Origin of the sequence: Allopusillimonas ginsengisoli, from assembly GCF_004153455.1 — a bacterium.
GTDB classification, from domain to species: Bacteria; Pseudomonadota; Gammaproteobacteria; order Burkholderiales; family Burkholderiaceae_B; genus Allopusillimonas; species Allopusillimonas ginsengisoli.
Genome location: NZ_SDQE01000002.1, coordinates 244,610 through 258,242, shown reverse-complemented (window position 1 = coordinate 258,242; position 13,633 = coordinate 244,610). Strand labels below are relative to the sequence as shown.

At 59.6% G+C, this 13,633-nt stretch carries 11 protein-coding genes; 7 read left to right on the top strand and 4 right to left on the bottom strand.

All coding sequences use genetic code 11. The annotated features are described in order from the left end of the window. Positions 1-58: 58 nt before the first annotated feature. Together ERE07_RS06135 and ERE07_RS06130 are read right to left on the bottom strand one after the other, a co-directional pair. Positions 59-2,323 (bottom strand): TonB-dependent receptor, encoded by a 2,265-nt coding sequence (locus tag ERE07_RS06135; protein WP_130007937.1) that lies wholly within the window; start codon positions 2,321-2,323, stop codon positions 59-61. Between the two features lie 229 nt (positions 2,324-2,552). After that, positions 2,553-3,908: an MFS transporter gene (locus ERE07_RS06130; RefSeq protein ID WP_130007936.1), complete on the bottom strand. Its 1,356-nt coding sequence runs from the start codon at positions 3,906-3,908 to the stop codon at positions 2,553-2,555. 206 nt (positions 3,909-4,114) lie between these two features. On the opposite strand from ERE07_RS06130, the gene cyoA reads away from it, so the two are divergent. The 7 genes from cyoA (at position 4,115) to ERE07_RS06095 (ending at position 11,121) form a co-directional block, all read left to right on the top strand. Then, entirely contained in the window at positions 4,115-5,206 is a 1,092-nt protein-coding gene (gene cyoA, locus ERE07_RS06125) for a ubiquinol oxidase subunit II (protein ID WP_130007935.1), read from the top strand. An 86-nt stretch (positions 5,207-5,292) separates the two neighbouring features. Beyond that, the gene (gene cyoB / locus ERE07_RS06120; RefSeq protein WP_130007934.1) at positions 5,293-7,284 is read left to right on the top strand and encodes a cytochrome o ubiquinol oxidase subunit I; all 1,992 of its coding nucleotides are present in this window, start codon (positions 5,293-5,295) and stop codon (positions 7,282-7,284) included. Then, positions 7,277-7,915: a cytochrome o ubiquinol oxidase subunit III gene (gene cyoC, locus ERE07_RS06115; protein ID WP_130007933.1), complete on the top strand. Its 639-nt coding sequence runs from the start codon at positions 7,277-7,279 to the stop codon at positions 7,913-7,915. Before cyoB ends, cyoC begins: the two co-directional genes overlap by 8 nt. Then, positions 7,915-8,304 carry a cytochrome o ubiquinol oxidase subunit IV gene (gene cyoD / locus ERE07_RS06110; RefSeq protein ID WP_130007932.1) on the top strand — a complete coding sequence of 130 codons (390 nt, stop codon included), beginning with the start codon at positions 7,915-7,917 and terminating at the stop codon, positions 8,302-8,304. The genes cyoC and cyoD overlap by 1 nt, the downstream gene beginning before the upstream one ends. Before the next feature lie 25 nt (positions 8,305-8,329). Then, positions 8,330-9,166: an SURF1 family protein gene (locus ERE07_RS06105; protein WP_130007931.1), complete on the top strand. Its 837-nt coding sequence runs from the start codon at positions 8,330-8,332 to the stop codon at positions 9,164-9,166. Continuing rightward, positions 9,147-10,490 (top strand): ATP-binding protein, encoded by a 1,344-nt coding sequence (locus ERE07_RS06100; protein ID WP_130007930.1) that lies wholly within the window; start codon positions 9,147-9,149, stop codon positions 10,488-10,490. Before ERE07_RS06105 ends, ERE07_RS06100 begins: the two co-directional genes overlap by 20 nt. Positions 10,491-10,533: 43 nt before the next feature. After that, a complete protein-coding gene (locus ERE07_RS06095; RefSeq protein ID WP_130008295.1) occupies positions 10,534-11,121 on the top strand; it encodes a response regulator transcription factor in 588 nt (195 codons plus the stop codon). A 43-nt stretch (positions 11,122-11,164) separates the two neighbouring features. Here ERE07_RS06095 and ERE07_RS06090 read toward each other — a convergent pair whose 3' ends face one another. Both ERE07_RS06090 and ERE07_RS06085 read right to left on the bottom strand, forming a co-directional pair. After that, positions 11,165-12,433 carry a D-amino acid dehydrogenase gene (locus ERE07_RS06090; protein ID WP_130007929.1) on the bottom strand — a complete coding sequence of 423 codons (1,269 nt, stop codon included), beginning with the start codon at positions 12,431-12,433 and terminating at the stop codon, positions 11,165-11,167. Between the two features lie 157 nt (positions 12,434-12,590). Beyond that, the gene (locus tag ERE07_RS06085) at positions 12,591-13,526 is read right to left on the bottom strand and encodes a LysR family transcriptional regulator (RefSeq protein WP_130008294.1); all 936 of its coding nucleotides are present in this window, start codon (positions 13,524-13,526) and stop codon (positions 12,591-12,593) included. Positions 13,527-13,633: the final 107 nt, after the last annotated feature.

Genomic DNA, 13,633 nt, shown 5'->3' with positions numbered 1-13,633 from the left:
AAGTGCTCCCTTGGATTGGGTGCGCGCCTCTTTGCGCGGCGCGCACCGCGGGCAGGGGCTAGTAGCTCAGTTGCGCACTCAGGATGAACTGGCGACCAGGGCCGAAGTCGGCGTGGTGGTTGCCATTGTTGTGCGTATAGTAAACCCTGTCGGTCAGGTTCAAGGCGTTCAGCTGCAGGCTCAGGTTCTTGTTGAACTGGTAGGCCGCCATGGCATCAAAGCGCCAGTGAGCGGGAATATAGGTGCCGTTGGCGCCGCCCCCCGCCGTGCCGGTGCCCGACCCGCCATACATCTTGCCCACATAGTAGGCGCCGGCGCCCACGGTGAGCGGCGGCAGTACCTTGTACGTGCTCCACAGGCTGAAGCTATGGCGAGGCGTGTTGCTCAGCGGATCGCCGACATTCACGTTGTTGTAGGCGCCGCTCACCAGCTCGCTGTCCATGTAGGCATAGCCCCCATAAACAGCCCACAGGGGTGTTATCTGACCCGCAATCCCAAGCTCCAGGCCTTTGACGCGTGTCTTGCCTGCCTGGGCAAAGATGCCGTCATCGACCTCAATCTGCGCATCGCGCCGTTCGTTCTGGAAGATGGCGGCCGTCAGGCTGAGGCGGTCGTTGAGCACATTCCATTTGGTGCCCAGTTCCAGCGTGCTGCTTTTTTCGGGCTTCAGGTCGTTCATATTGGTGGCCAGGCCTTCCTGGTCGCCGCCGCTCATGCTTGGCGGCGTAGACGCGGTCGCGTAGCTCAGGTAAATGCTGCCGTTTTGCGCGGGTTTGTAGACCAGGCCGAGCTGGTAGTTGAACATCGTCCAGCTGCCGTCGGTAGACTCCGCCACTTGAGCGCCGCGCGGCAGAAACTTGCCCGAAATGTCGTAATGATCCAGTCGCACGCCCGCATTGACTTGAAACTGATCGTTGATCTCTATGCTGTCAAAGAAGTACGCCGCCTTGGTGGTGGACTTGGCGTCCAGGCTGAGCGGGCCGCGTGTGATCGAGCCTGACCAGGGGACGCTCGGATCGGGGTTATAGAGCGGCGTGCAATCTTGCTTGCCCGCAAAGACAGCGGGGCAGGACGATCCGTTTACCGTGTCGATGAGGTAGCTGGCGTTGCGGGTTTTCTCGCGCGATAGCTCAATGCCGGTGTTGAAGCTGTGCTTGAGCGAACCGGTATCGAACTTGCCATACAGTTCGGTAACGTTGGCGAGCATATTGCTTTTCTGCCAGCGGGATTTGGTGCCGCGCAGCAGCCAGTACTGGTTGGTGGGGGCATCGTAAGCGACCTGGCCGTCCCCAGGGTTCGTCACAATGTAATCATTGAGCGTTTCACCATAGCGCGTCGCATTGCGCAGGGTCAGGCGGTCAGAGAAATCATGTTCCAGTTCAATCGTGGCGATATCCGCCCGGGTTTTGCGGTAGTCGCGATCGTAAACACCGTAGAACGTGTCACGGTCCACGTCGAGTATGCCGTTGTCAGTCTGATAGGGGAAGTGGCGGGTGTTGGTTTCACGAATCACCGGCACTCCATAGTCCGCCATGCCGTCTGTTTCGTAGTGGTAATAGCTGATGGTCGCCCGCGTGGGGGTTCCAAGACCAAAGGAGAGGGTCGGCGCAATGCCGAAATTCTTGTAGTCCACGGCATCCCGGCCCGCCACGTCGCCTCGTGCGCCCAGCACGTTCAGGCGGAAAGCGCTGGTATCGTTAAACTGCCAGTTGCCATCGGCGGTTGCGCGCAGATAACGGTCTGTGCCCACACCGAGCGTGCCGCTCGCTGCGTTGCCCAGATGCGCATGTTTGCTGGACAGATTAATGCTGCCGCCGCCGGTGCCGCGCCCCCCCAATGCGGAGTCGGCGCCTCGCACGATCTCTACGCTTTCTACTGCAAAAATATCGCGGGTCTGGCCGCCCGGGTCCCGGATGCCATCCACATAAATATTGCTGCCCGAGGTCATGCCGCGAATGACCGGTCGGTCGGCAAGCGGTTGACCGCCTTCGCCGGCGCCAAAGGTAATGCCCGGTGCATTACGCAAGACGTCTTCCAGGGAGGTTGCCGAAGTATCCTGAATGACACCTTGCGGAATGATCTGGACCGACTTTGGGGTGTTGACGAGGGGCGCCGTGAACTTTGCCTGGGAGGCTTCTGTGGCTTGGTAGTCGTGCTCTTGATGTCCGGTGACTGTGACGGGACTGAGTGTTGAAGGCCTTGGGGAAGGGGTGGTTGCGGATTGCGCTTGAGCTGGGGTTGAAAGAAATGCGCCAGGCGCGGCAAGCGCCAAGGCCAGCGAAGACCCGAGCAAGGCCCGGGACGGCAGGGAAGGGGATGGCAAGGCTAACTCCTCAATAGTTTCTAAAAATAAGAATAATTCGCATTATATTTATAGAAACTTAAAGGAAGCTGAATTAAAGCTGAATGCCGCGCGAATGTTGCGGCCCATCCACATTTGTGAAAGGGGCTTGAATATTCTGGAAAACGAGCCACCCATAGCGCAGACCTGTAGGCAGATGTGCGCTATGGGTGGCGTTGCGACCCGTTCGCCCGCTGAGCTGTGCGCCGAGTCAGCGTCTGGTCTGGGCAGGCCGGATCCGACGATTGATGCGTAGTGCCAGCAGCGTGCAGGCCGAGCCGGACAGTAGATACAGGCTCAGCGCGGCAAGACCAAAATGTGCCGAGAGGCCCAGGGCGACCAATGGCGCGAATGCGGCACCAATCAGCCACGCCAGGTCTGCGGTAAGCGCCGCGCCAGTGTATCTGCAGTGTGGCAGAAAGTTGGCCGTGGCGGTGCCGGACGCTTGTCCGTACGAAAGTCCCAGCAGGGCAAAGCCGACCAAAATAAAGGCATCCTGGCCGACGACTCCGGCCGACAACAGCCACGGCGAGGCGATGGCGAAGACGCCAATCAGAATGGCCAGCAGCCCCAGCGTGGTGCGACGGCCCAGGCGGTCGGCAATGGCGCCCGAGGCCAGCATGGACGGGATCGCGATGGCCGCGCCCACCAACTGAATGATCAGCACATCGGCAATGGCCTGGCTATGGTGGATGGCGATCCAGGACAATGGAAAAATCGTGACCAGGTGGAACAGGGCGTAGCTGGCGAGCGAGGCAAAGGCGCCGATGAACAGGTTATACCCTTGTGTGCGCACCATCTCCAGCGTGCCGATAGGGTTGAGTTCGCGATCCTCGAGCATTTGGGTATATTCGCTGGCGAGCACCAGGCGCAGGCGGGCGAACAGTCCAACGACATTGATGGCAAAGGCAACATAGAAAGGGAAGCGCCAGCCCCATTCCAGGAAGTCGGCCTCCGACAACGTGGTATGCAAGTACAGAAAGAGCGCCGCCGCAACCAGAAACCCCAGGGGGGCGGACAACTGGCCCAGCATGGAATACCAGCCCCGCTTGTTGGCGGGGGCATTCAGCGCGAGCAGTGAGGGCAGCCCGTCCCAGGAGCCTCCATAGGCCACGCCCTGAAGGCTGCGAAAGATGGCGAGCAGCAGGATGGCGAGCCCGCCCGACGTGGCATGGGCGGGCAGAAAGGCGATACCCGCGGTGGCGGTGCCCAGCAGGAACAGGGCAATCGTGAGCTTGACGCCACGGCCCCAATGGCGCTGTATCGTCATGAACAGGGCGGTGCCAAAGGGGCGGAATATAAATGCCAGGGCAAAGATGGCAAAAGAATACATCGTGCCGGTCAAGGCATCCGCAAACGGAAAAAACACATGCGGGAAGACCAGCACGGAGGCGATACCGTAGGTAAAAAAATCGAAGAATTCCGAGGTGCGGCCAATAATGACCCCGACAGCAATATCGCCGGGTGTTACGGATTCATGGCCTTCGGCGGCGCGGGCGGCGCGCTGGCGGTCATCATGTAGTGCCCGGGAGCCCGGGGTTGGATAATGCAAGGCCTGTTCATTCATGGCGGATGGTCCTTCGTGCAGCAAAAAGCCAAATAATCGATATGACACCTGAAGCGTCGCATTCCCGCTGCTGAGACGCTATTGGACAAAACCCTTGTCTCTTCGGCTTGACGCAAATAGGACAAAATGTCCAATTCCCTCGCGGAAACTTCGAATTTATAGTACTCGCTTCCCAGTTTGGCTATGCTGATTCCGGTTTTGCGGCAATGATTCGTATCAAGTATTTAAAGTTTTTCCTCCTGCCCGCCGTTGCCTTTCTCTTGACTGGATGTAACGCTGTACTGCTTAGCCCCTCCGGAGACATCGCAGTCCAGCAGCGAAATCTGATCTATCTGGCAACCGCCCTGATGTTGATCGTGATTGTTCCGGTCATCATCGCAACGGTTGTGTTTGCGTGGCGGTATCGCGCCTCCAATACCAGCGCCAGGTATGAACCCGACTGGCATCATTCCACCAAGCTCGAGCTGGTGATCTGGTCCGTGCCGCTGATGATCATCATTGCGCTTGGCAGCGTAACCTGGGTCAGCACGCACTTGCTGGATCCTTACCGTCCGCTCGATCGTCTCGATGCCAAGCGCGCGATTCCCGCAGAAACCCGTCCGCTGACGGTAGAGGTCGTCGCGCTCGACTGGAAATGGCTGTTCATCTATCCAGAGTATGGCATCGCTACCGTCAATGAGCTGGCCGCGCCGGTAGATCGCCCGATCTCCTTCAAGATCACAGCCTCTTCGGTCATGAACTCCTTCTTCGTGCCTGCGCTCGCCGGCCAGATCTACGCCATGGCTGGCATGCAGACAATGCTGCACGCGGTCATCAACAAGCCCGGCGTGTACGAAGGCATGTCCGCCAACTACAGCGGGGCAGGCTTCTCGGGCATGAACTTCAAGTTCCATGGTCTGGACGACGCGGCCTTCGACCAATGGATCGAGTCCAATCGCGCCGCTGCCGATGTGCTCGACCGCGGCGCTTATCTCGCGCTCGAACGGCCGAGCCAGAACGATCCCGTGCGCCGCTTTGGCAGCGTCGATCCGGAACTGTACGACGCCATTCTCAATCGCTGCGTCGCGCCTGGCACCGTCTGCATGCGCGATGTCATGAAGATGGACGCCCAACGTGGCTCGCGCAAGGCTGGCGAGATGCATCATTCCGGCATGCAAGGCATGCCAGCGCCCGCGCAGGCTGGTATCAACCTGCCGTTCGAGGGCGACTATATCGGCGATTTATGTTCCTTCAGCGAGGCTCAGGCGGTCGCGCGACTGCTGCCCCAGGCCCGCAGAACGGCGCTGGCTCAGCCGTGATCCGTTAGGGCAGAGCGCGCCCCGGCTGCGCTCTGCCCCGCTGTTTTCCAATCCTTGCCGTCATGGCAATACCCGATGTAATACTTATGGACCTGCAAAAACTGGTATTCGGTCGCCTTACCTGGGAAGCGATTCCCTTGCATGAACCGATTCTGGTGGCGACATTCGCTGCCGTGGTGCTGGGTGGCATTGCGCTGCTGTATGTGCTTTTCCGCTATCGCTTGTGGGGTTACCTGTGGCGTGACTGGATCACCAGCATCGACCACAAGAAAATAGGCATCATGTACATGATTCTTGGGATCGTCATGCTGCTGCGCGGGTTTTCCGATGCCATCATGATGCGCATACAGCAGGCCATTGCCTTTGGCGATGCCACAGGGTATCTGCCGCCTCATCACTACGACCAGATCTTCACCGCCCACGGCGTGATCATGATCTTCTTTGTCGCCATGCCATTCGTAACGGGCTTGATGAACTACATCGTGCCGCTGCAGATCGGCGCTCGCGACGTTGCTTTCCCTTTCCTGAACAATTTCAGTTTCTGGATGACTACCAGCGGTGCGGTGCTGGTCATGGTGTCGCTCTTCGTTGGCGAGTTTGCAAAAACCGGATGGTTGGCCTATCCGCCTTTGTCAGGGCTGGAATTCAGTCCGGATGTGGGGGTGGATTACTACATCTGGGCGCTGCAGATAGCCGGGGTGGGTACCTTGCTGTCGGGGATCAACCTCGTGGTAACCATCATCAAAATGCGCGCGCCGGGCATGAGCATGATGAAAATGCCTGTCTTCAGCTGGACAGCCTTGTGCACCAACGTACTCATCATTATCAGTTTTCCGGTGCTGACTGCCACGCTGGCCTTGCTGGGCATGGATCGTTATGTGGGCACCCAGTTCTTCACGAACGACCTGGGCGGCAACCCCATGATGTACGTGAACCTGATCTGGATCTGGGGTCATCCCGAAGTCTATATTCTGATCCTGCCGCTGTTCGGCGTTTTCTCTGAAGTGGTGGCCACCTACTGCGGCAAGCGCCTGTTCGGCTATACCTCCATGGTCTACGCCACCGTTGTCATTACGGTGCTGTCGTACCTGGTCTGGCTGCACCACTTCTTCACGATGGGTTCGGGGGCCAGCGTCAACTCGTTCTTCGGCATTACCACGATGATTATCTCCATCCCCACCGGGGCCAAGATATTCAACTGGCTGTTCACGATGTACCGGGGCCGCATTCGCTTCGAGCTGCCCATGATGTGGACGGTCGCCTTCATGATTACCTTCGTGATCGGCGGCATGACGGGCGTGCTGTTGGCCGTTCCCCCCGCTGACTTCGTACTGCACAACAGCCTGTTCCTGATTGCCCACTTTCATAACGTGATCATTGGCGGCGTGCTGTTTGGCCTGTTTGCGGCCATCAACTACTGGTATCCCAAGGCGTTTGGCTATCGGCTCGATCGTTTCTGGGGCTTGTGCTCGTTCTGGTGCTGGGTGGTGGGCTTCTGGGTGGCCTTCATGCCGTTGTATATCCTGGGCCTGATGGGCATTACGCGCCGGGTCAGCCATTTCGACGACACATCCTTGCAGATATGGTTCCAGATTGCGGCGTTTGGTGCTTTCCTGATCGCATTGGGTATTGCGTCCTTCCTGATCCAGCTGTATGTCAGCTATCGCAAGCGCGAAGCGCTGCGCGATGTCACGGGCGACCCCTGGAATGGCCGCACGCTGGAATGGTCGACATCGTCTCCCCCGCCTGACTACAACTTTGCATTTACACCGCGCGTGCACAGCGGCGATGCATGGTGGCACATGAAGCAAATGGGCTTCAAACGACCAGAAACCGGCTTTGTGGCGGTACACATGCCCAAGAACACCGGCGCCGGTTTCATTATCTCGGCGCTGAGCACAGTCTGCGGCTTTGCCCTGGTCTGGCACATGTGGCCGTTGGTCGTCGCTGCCTTCTTCGCGATCGTTGCCTATTCCATCTACCACACCTTCAACTACAAGCGCGATTTCCACATCCCAGCGGATGAAGTCGCCCAGGTTGAAACCGCGCGCACCCTGCAGCTTGCCAATCATGTCTGATACCACCGCCATCCGTCATCCGGGCGTCGCCAGCCAGTCCGCCGCGCCCGAGTTCCTGGTCAAGGAAGATCACCATCCGCAGAACGGAACCCTGCTTGGGTTCTGGATCTACCTGATGAGCGATTGCCTCATTTTTGCCTGCCTGTTCGCTGTGTACGGTGTGCAGGGCCGCAGCTATGCGGGCGGCCCGACGGGTGCCGAGCTGTTCGACTTGCCGTTGGTGGCGCTCAATACCGCCATGCTGCTGATGTCGTCGATCACCTACGGCTTTGCCATGCTTGAGATGCAACGCAAGCGCGTGGGCGGCACGATTGCGTGGTTGATCGTTACCGGCCTGTTCGGCCTGGCTTTTCTGGGCCTGGAGCTTTATGAGTTCGCGCACCTGATCCATATCGGCGCCGGCCCCCAGCGCAGCGCCTTCCTGTCTGCCTTCTTCACCTTGGTCGGCACCCACGGCCTGCATGTCACCTTTGGCATCATCTGGCTGGTAACCCTGCTGTTCCAACTCAAGCGCCACGGGTTGATCCCAGAAAACCGTCGCCGCCTGATGTGCCTGTCGATGTTCTGGCACTTTCTGGATGTGATCTGGATAGGCGTGTTTACCTTTGTATATCTGATGGGGGTGCTGTAATGAGCGCGAACCATAACAGTCAACAACATTCGCATCACGACGATCAAGACGGCGGCCATGCACCCAGCACCTTCAAGGGCTACATGACAGGTTTCATCCTGTCGGTCATCCTCACCGTGATCCCATTCTGGCTGGTCATGGGCGATGTGCTCAAGGCGCCGGACACCACCGCGCTGGTCATTCTGGCTATCGGTGCCGTGCAGATGATTGTGCACATGATTTACTTCCTGCACATGAGCCCGCGCTCGGAAGGCGGCTGGACCATGCTCGCGTTGATCTTTACCATCATCATCGTCGCGATCGCCATGGCTGGTTCCTTGTGGGTGATGTACCATCTGAATACGAACATGATGCCGGACATGATCCACGACATGCGCAATATGCCGTGATGCACCGGCAAGGTTGGCCAGGTTGATGCCGCACTCTTTGCCTGAAGCTTCTTCCACGCCCCCGACGACGCGGTTTCATCCCCGTCGTGGGGGCGTCTTGCTTATCTGGGCGGTATTGGCCGCGGTGGCTTTTAGCGGATTTATTGCGCTGGGCAATTGGCAGCTCAGGCGGCTGGCCTGGAAGCACGAACTGATCGCCCGCGTGACGCAGCGCACTCATGCGCCTGCGGTGCCGGTGCCCGACCAGGCTCATTGGCCCGCCGTGAGTGTCGCGCAAGATGAATATCGCAAGGTCACACTCCATGGCACGTTTTTGCACCAGGACGAAACCTTGGTGCAGGCCAGCACCGAATTGGGCGCAGGATTCTGGGTGCTCACGCCCCTGAAGCAGGTCGACGGCAGCTACGTGCTGGTCAATCGCGGGTTTGTCTCACCCGCGCATCGGGATCCGGCATCGCGCGGTCAGCCGGCGCCGCAAGGTGAGGTGAACATTACCGGCCTGTTGAGGCTCCCCGAACCGGGTGGAGCGTTTCTGCGGCACAATAAGCCTTCCGAAGGGCGGTGGTATTCGCGCGACGTGCAGGCGATCGCTGCATTGCATGGGCTCGCGCCCACCGCGCCATTTTTTGTGGATCAGTCTGCGCCGCCCGGCACGCTTGCGCCGGGGCCGACCAGTGCAATGCCAACTGTCTGGCCGGTACCGGGCCTGACGGTTGTGTCGTTTCGCGACAATCATCTGGTCTACGCAATAACCTGGTATGTGCTGGCGCTGATGGTTGCCGGCGCGGCGGTATTTGTCGGCCGCCTCGAATACCTTCAACGGCGTTGTCCTGGGGTAAATCATGAACACAAAAACCGCTGATGTGATCGCATCCGGTATCGACATCGACATCGACGAAAGCACATCCAGCGATGATGGCACTGGCCGGCAGAATCTTCGGCAACTCATCCAGTTGCGCTGGATTGCCGTGCTGGGCCAGGTCATCACCATTCTCATTACCCAGGTAAGCTTCGACATCCCGCTGCCACTAACCTACATGCTGACAGTGGTTGCCGGGTTGATCCTGTTCAACCTGTGCAGTTTGCTGCGTCTCAGAATCCCGGCTGCGGTACGCCAGACCGAACTATTCCTGGTGCTGCTGGTTGATGTCATCGCACTCACCTTTCAGCTATACCTGAGCGGGGGCACTACCAACCCGTTTATTTTTCTTTTTCTGCTGCAGGTTGCCTTGGCGGCGGTGCTGCTCAAGCCGCTTTCCACGTGGATCGTGGTGCTGTTGACAGCCTGTGCGTTTGCCGGACTTGGCCTGGTCAGCCGTGCTTTGCATATTCCCATCAATCCACACGAAGGGCTTGCCAGCCCTTTTGTGCTGGGAATGCTGATCTGCTTTGTGCTGAACGCCATTTTGCTTGTGATATTCATTACGCGCATCACGCATAATCTGCGCTCGCGCGATGCGCGGCTGGCGACGATGCGCCAGCGCGCTGTCGAAGAAGAGCACATTGTGCGCATGGGCCTGCTGGCGTCCGGCGCGGCGCACGAGCTGGGCACCCCCTTGGCTACGCTGGATATCATCCTGGGCGATTGGGCGCATATCGAGCCGTTTCGCGACAATCCCGAGTTGGCGCAAGAAGTTCAGGAAATGCAGGCTCAGGTAAAACGCTGCAAGGCGATTGTCAGTGGCATTCTGATGTCGGCTGGCGAAGCGCGCGGCGAGGCGCTGGTAGAAATTTCGGTGCGCGTGTTTCTGGATACGCTGGTAACGCAGTGGCGCAGCTCGCGTCAGGCGTCGCGTATGATGTACGAAAACTATTTTGCGGGCGATGTCCGCATCATTTCAGATTTGGCGCTCAAGCAGATGATCTGCAACGTGCTGGATAATGCGTTGGAGGCTTCACCGCGTGGCCAGCGTCTTGAAGTCACGCGAGAGCAAGAAAACCTGGTCCTGTCGATCACTGACGTGGGGCCCGGCTTCACGCCCACCATGCTGCAACGGTTGGGCAAGCCTTATCAGTCCAGCAAAGGTCGTCCGGGTGGTGGCCTGGGGCTATTCCTTTCTCTCAATGTTGCGCGTACCCTTGGAGGTAGTCTTGTGGCCAGCAATCTGCCGTCGGGCGGTGCCTGCGTCACGATTCGCCTGCCCTTGTCCGCGCTCACCCGTGAGGAAACACGCAATGATGTCTGAATCCGAGGAAACCAATCCTAAGAATGACGTTCATGATGCTCAGATGCCTGCGGCGGACAGCCCCGGAAAAGGTGCGGCTGGCGCCCGCAAATCGGCAGGGGTAGAGCGTCTGCTGCTGGTGATCGAGGATGACGCCGCGCTATCCAGGACGATGGTGCGCTCCTTCGAGCGGCGCGGCTATCGCGTCATCAGTGCCAGCAGTGTTGAGGGTATGCGGGCCCTGTTGGAAGAGCAGACGCCAGGGTTTGCGGTGGTCGATCTCAAGCTGCAGGGCGAAGCGTCTGGCCTGGTTTGCGTGCAGGAACTGCATGAGCACGATCCGGACATGCTGATCGTGGTGCTCACAGGGTTTGCCAGCATCGCTACGGCAGTAGAAGCCATCAAGCTTGGGGCCTGCCATTACCTGGCCAAGCCATCCAATACCGACGACATAGAACGCGCGTTCCAACTTACGCAGGGCAACACGGATGTTCAGTTAGCCAAGCGCCAGGCCTCGATCAAGACATTGGAGTGGGAGCGCATCCACGAGATGCTGGTCTCCACGGACTTCAACATCTCCGAAGCGGCCCGGCGTCTGGGCATGCATCGGCGCACGCTGGCCCGTAAGCTGGGCAAACAGCAGGTAAGGTAACTGGCGGGGCGCTCACGCGCCGCAATGCGTCGTCGGTTTTGGGCTAGTGCGGTGCGAAGGGCGCCGGCGCAATGGGACTGCTCCGTCCCGACACCATGGATTCAAGCAGCACGGCGCTGCCGCACGAAAGCGTGAAGCCGAGTGCGCCATGCCCGATGTTCAGCCAGAGATTATCGGCGGCTTTGCTGCGGCCAATGATGGGCTTGCCTTCGGGGGTGGCGGGCCGTTCCCCTGCCCACACGCCGGCCTGCTGCAATGGCAGCCCGGGAAACGTATCGTTCACCTGCTGCTTGAGTAACGCAATGCGTCGCTGGTTGATGGCCGGGCCGCGTCCGCCCATGTCGACCATGGCCGCAATGCGCAGTACATCGCCGATAGGCGCATACACGATGCGGCGTTCATAATCCGTAATGCTGATGGAAGGCGCCTTCGGCGGTGGGGCGTTGGCGGATGGGCTGCTCAGCGGGACGCTCAGGCTATAGCCTCTCAAGCCGTACAGCATGGCGTCGTCGCCCAGGCTGCGCAGCAGTTGGCGGCTGTGCAGTCCGGCCGCCAGCACGAATTGGTCTGCCTGAATGGCTTCGCCATTATCCAGTTCAGCAGCGATGATGCGGCCGTGCTCGCGGCGCAGCCGCGCCACGCGGGCGTTCATGCGCAAGCTGGCCCCGCTCTGCTGTTCAAGGGCGTTGAACAGGCCTTGGGTGAATAAATGGCAGTCGCCGACTTCTTCACCGGGGGTATAGATGGCGCCCGCCAGCCGGTCGCCCAGTCCATCCAGTGCGGGCTCCAGATCTGTGCATTGCTGTCTGCTGAGTATGACTTGCTGCGAACCCTGGCTGGCCTGATAGGCAACGAGCTTGCGAGCCTTGTCCAGCAGTGCGGCGCTTCGGTAAGCGATCAGTTTGCCATTGGTTTGGTGATGGAAGTCGACAGGTGTGTCTGCCATCCATTGGTGCAAGGTGTCGCGACTGAGATACGAGAGCGTGAGCATTGCCGCAGTCGTTTCACGGACAGTCTCAGCCCTGCAGGCGCGCAGAAACCGAAGGCACCAGCGCCATTGCTGGGGATCAAGCGCCGGTCGAAAGCGCAGCGGGGATCCGCCGTCCAGCAGCCATTTGGGTAAATGAGGAAAGACGCCTGGGTCGGCCAGTGGCGCAACATAGCTGTAGCTGAGCTGTCCGCCATTGGCCAGGCTTGTGCCCAGACCAGCACCGGCGCTGGCGTCCAGCAAGGTAACGCGGGCGCCCTGGCGGGCAAATTGCCAGGCGGTTGTCGTGCCAATGACGCCTGCGCCGATGATGCATACGTGCATGATTCCAGTGCTCAGAAAGTAACAAGAACGATTCTGGCATGGAGGGGCGGCGCTGGCTAATAGCTATCGCGAGGGCATGTATTCCAATTGGATATGGGCATGAACCAGGCCGGCAGCCTGCTTTCTGAATAACCGGCAGCCGCAGGCACGCGAGGCGTCAAGAGGCAGTGTGGGTGGGGTAGCCCTGGCTGGACAGTACGTGGCAGTGATACTGCAGCTGCTCAATAAAGAAGGTTTCGATGTCTCGCCGGGCCACTGAGCCGTGAGCCAGCACGCTGATGGGTACACGTATGGCCGGTGACAAGGGCCGCAGCATCATGCCGGCGCGCAGCATGCTGCGCGCTGTCAGGGCATCGACCACGGTGCAGCCGCATCCTGCCAGCGCGAGGGCGCAGGCAACATAGTGTGTTTGAACCTGTATTCTTGCTTGCAGTGTCTGGCCAGCGTCGGCCATGGCGGCTTCGAGCAGGGCGCCGGTGTGATCGTGCATGTCGAGCACAATCAGGTCCTGGGCGGGCAGGTCTTGGAGGCGTATGGGTGTTGACGCCGTGTCGTGCGGATCAGCGTCGGATTGTGTTGGCGCGGGGCCGAGAAAGACCAGTTCCGTGTGTCCGATGACAGTGCGCTCCAGACCCGGGTGTTCCGCGGCGTCAAAAGTGATGGCCAGGTCAAGCTCGCGTACTTGTAGGTGTTCGACCAGTTCGGCGCTGTGATAGGTATGGATATCAAACACGATGCCCGGCCGGTGCGTCCGGGTCGCATGGACGGTTTGTGGCAAGAGCCCCAGCCCCAGTGCCGGTGCGCACCCTATGCGCAGATGGCCTTGTGGATGCAGCTTGAGGTTGTCCGCCAGGCGCCGGACAGCCGTCATGTCCTGTTTGACGCGGGCAATATGCGGGGTGAGCGCTTCAAGTTCAGGCGTAGGATGCAGGCGCCCCTTGACCCGCACGAAGAGCGCGTATCCCAGGTGCGTCTCGGCGTGGGCGAGCACCTTGCTGGCGGCAGGCTGAGAAATATGCAGCAGCGCGGCTGCCTGGGTAAGTGAACCGGTGCGCAGGATGGCATCTATCAGTTCTATGTGGCGCAGGCGCATGTCAAATCCCGAGGCGAAAAAGCGAATGGCCATGGACGGGCGGTGCCGGATGGGGCGGGCGCCGTCCGCCCATGGCCATGATTATGGCATGCTGGCCTGATCCGGTG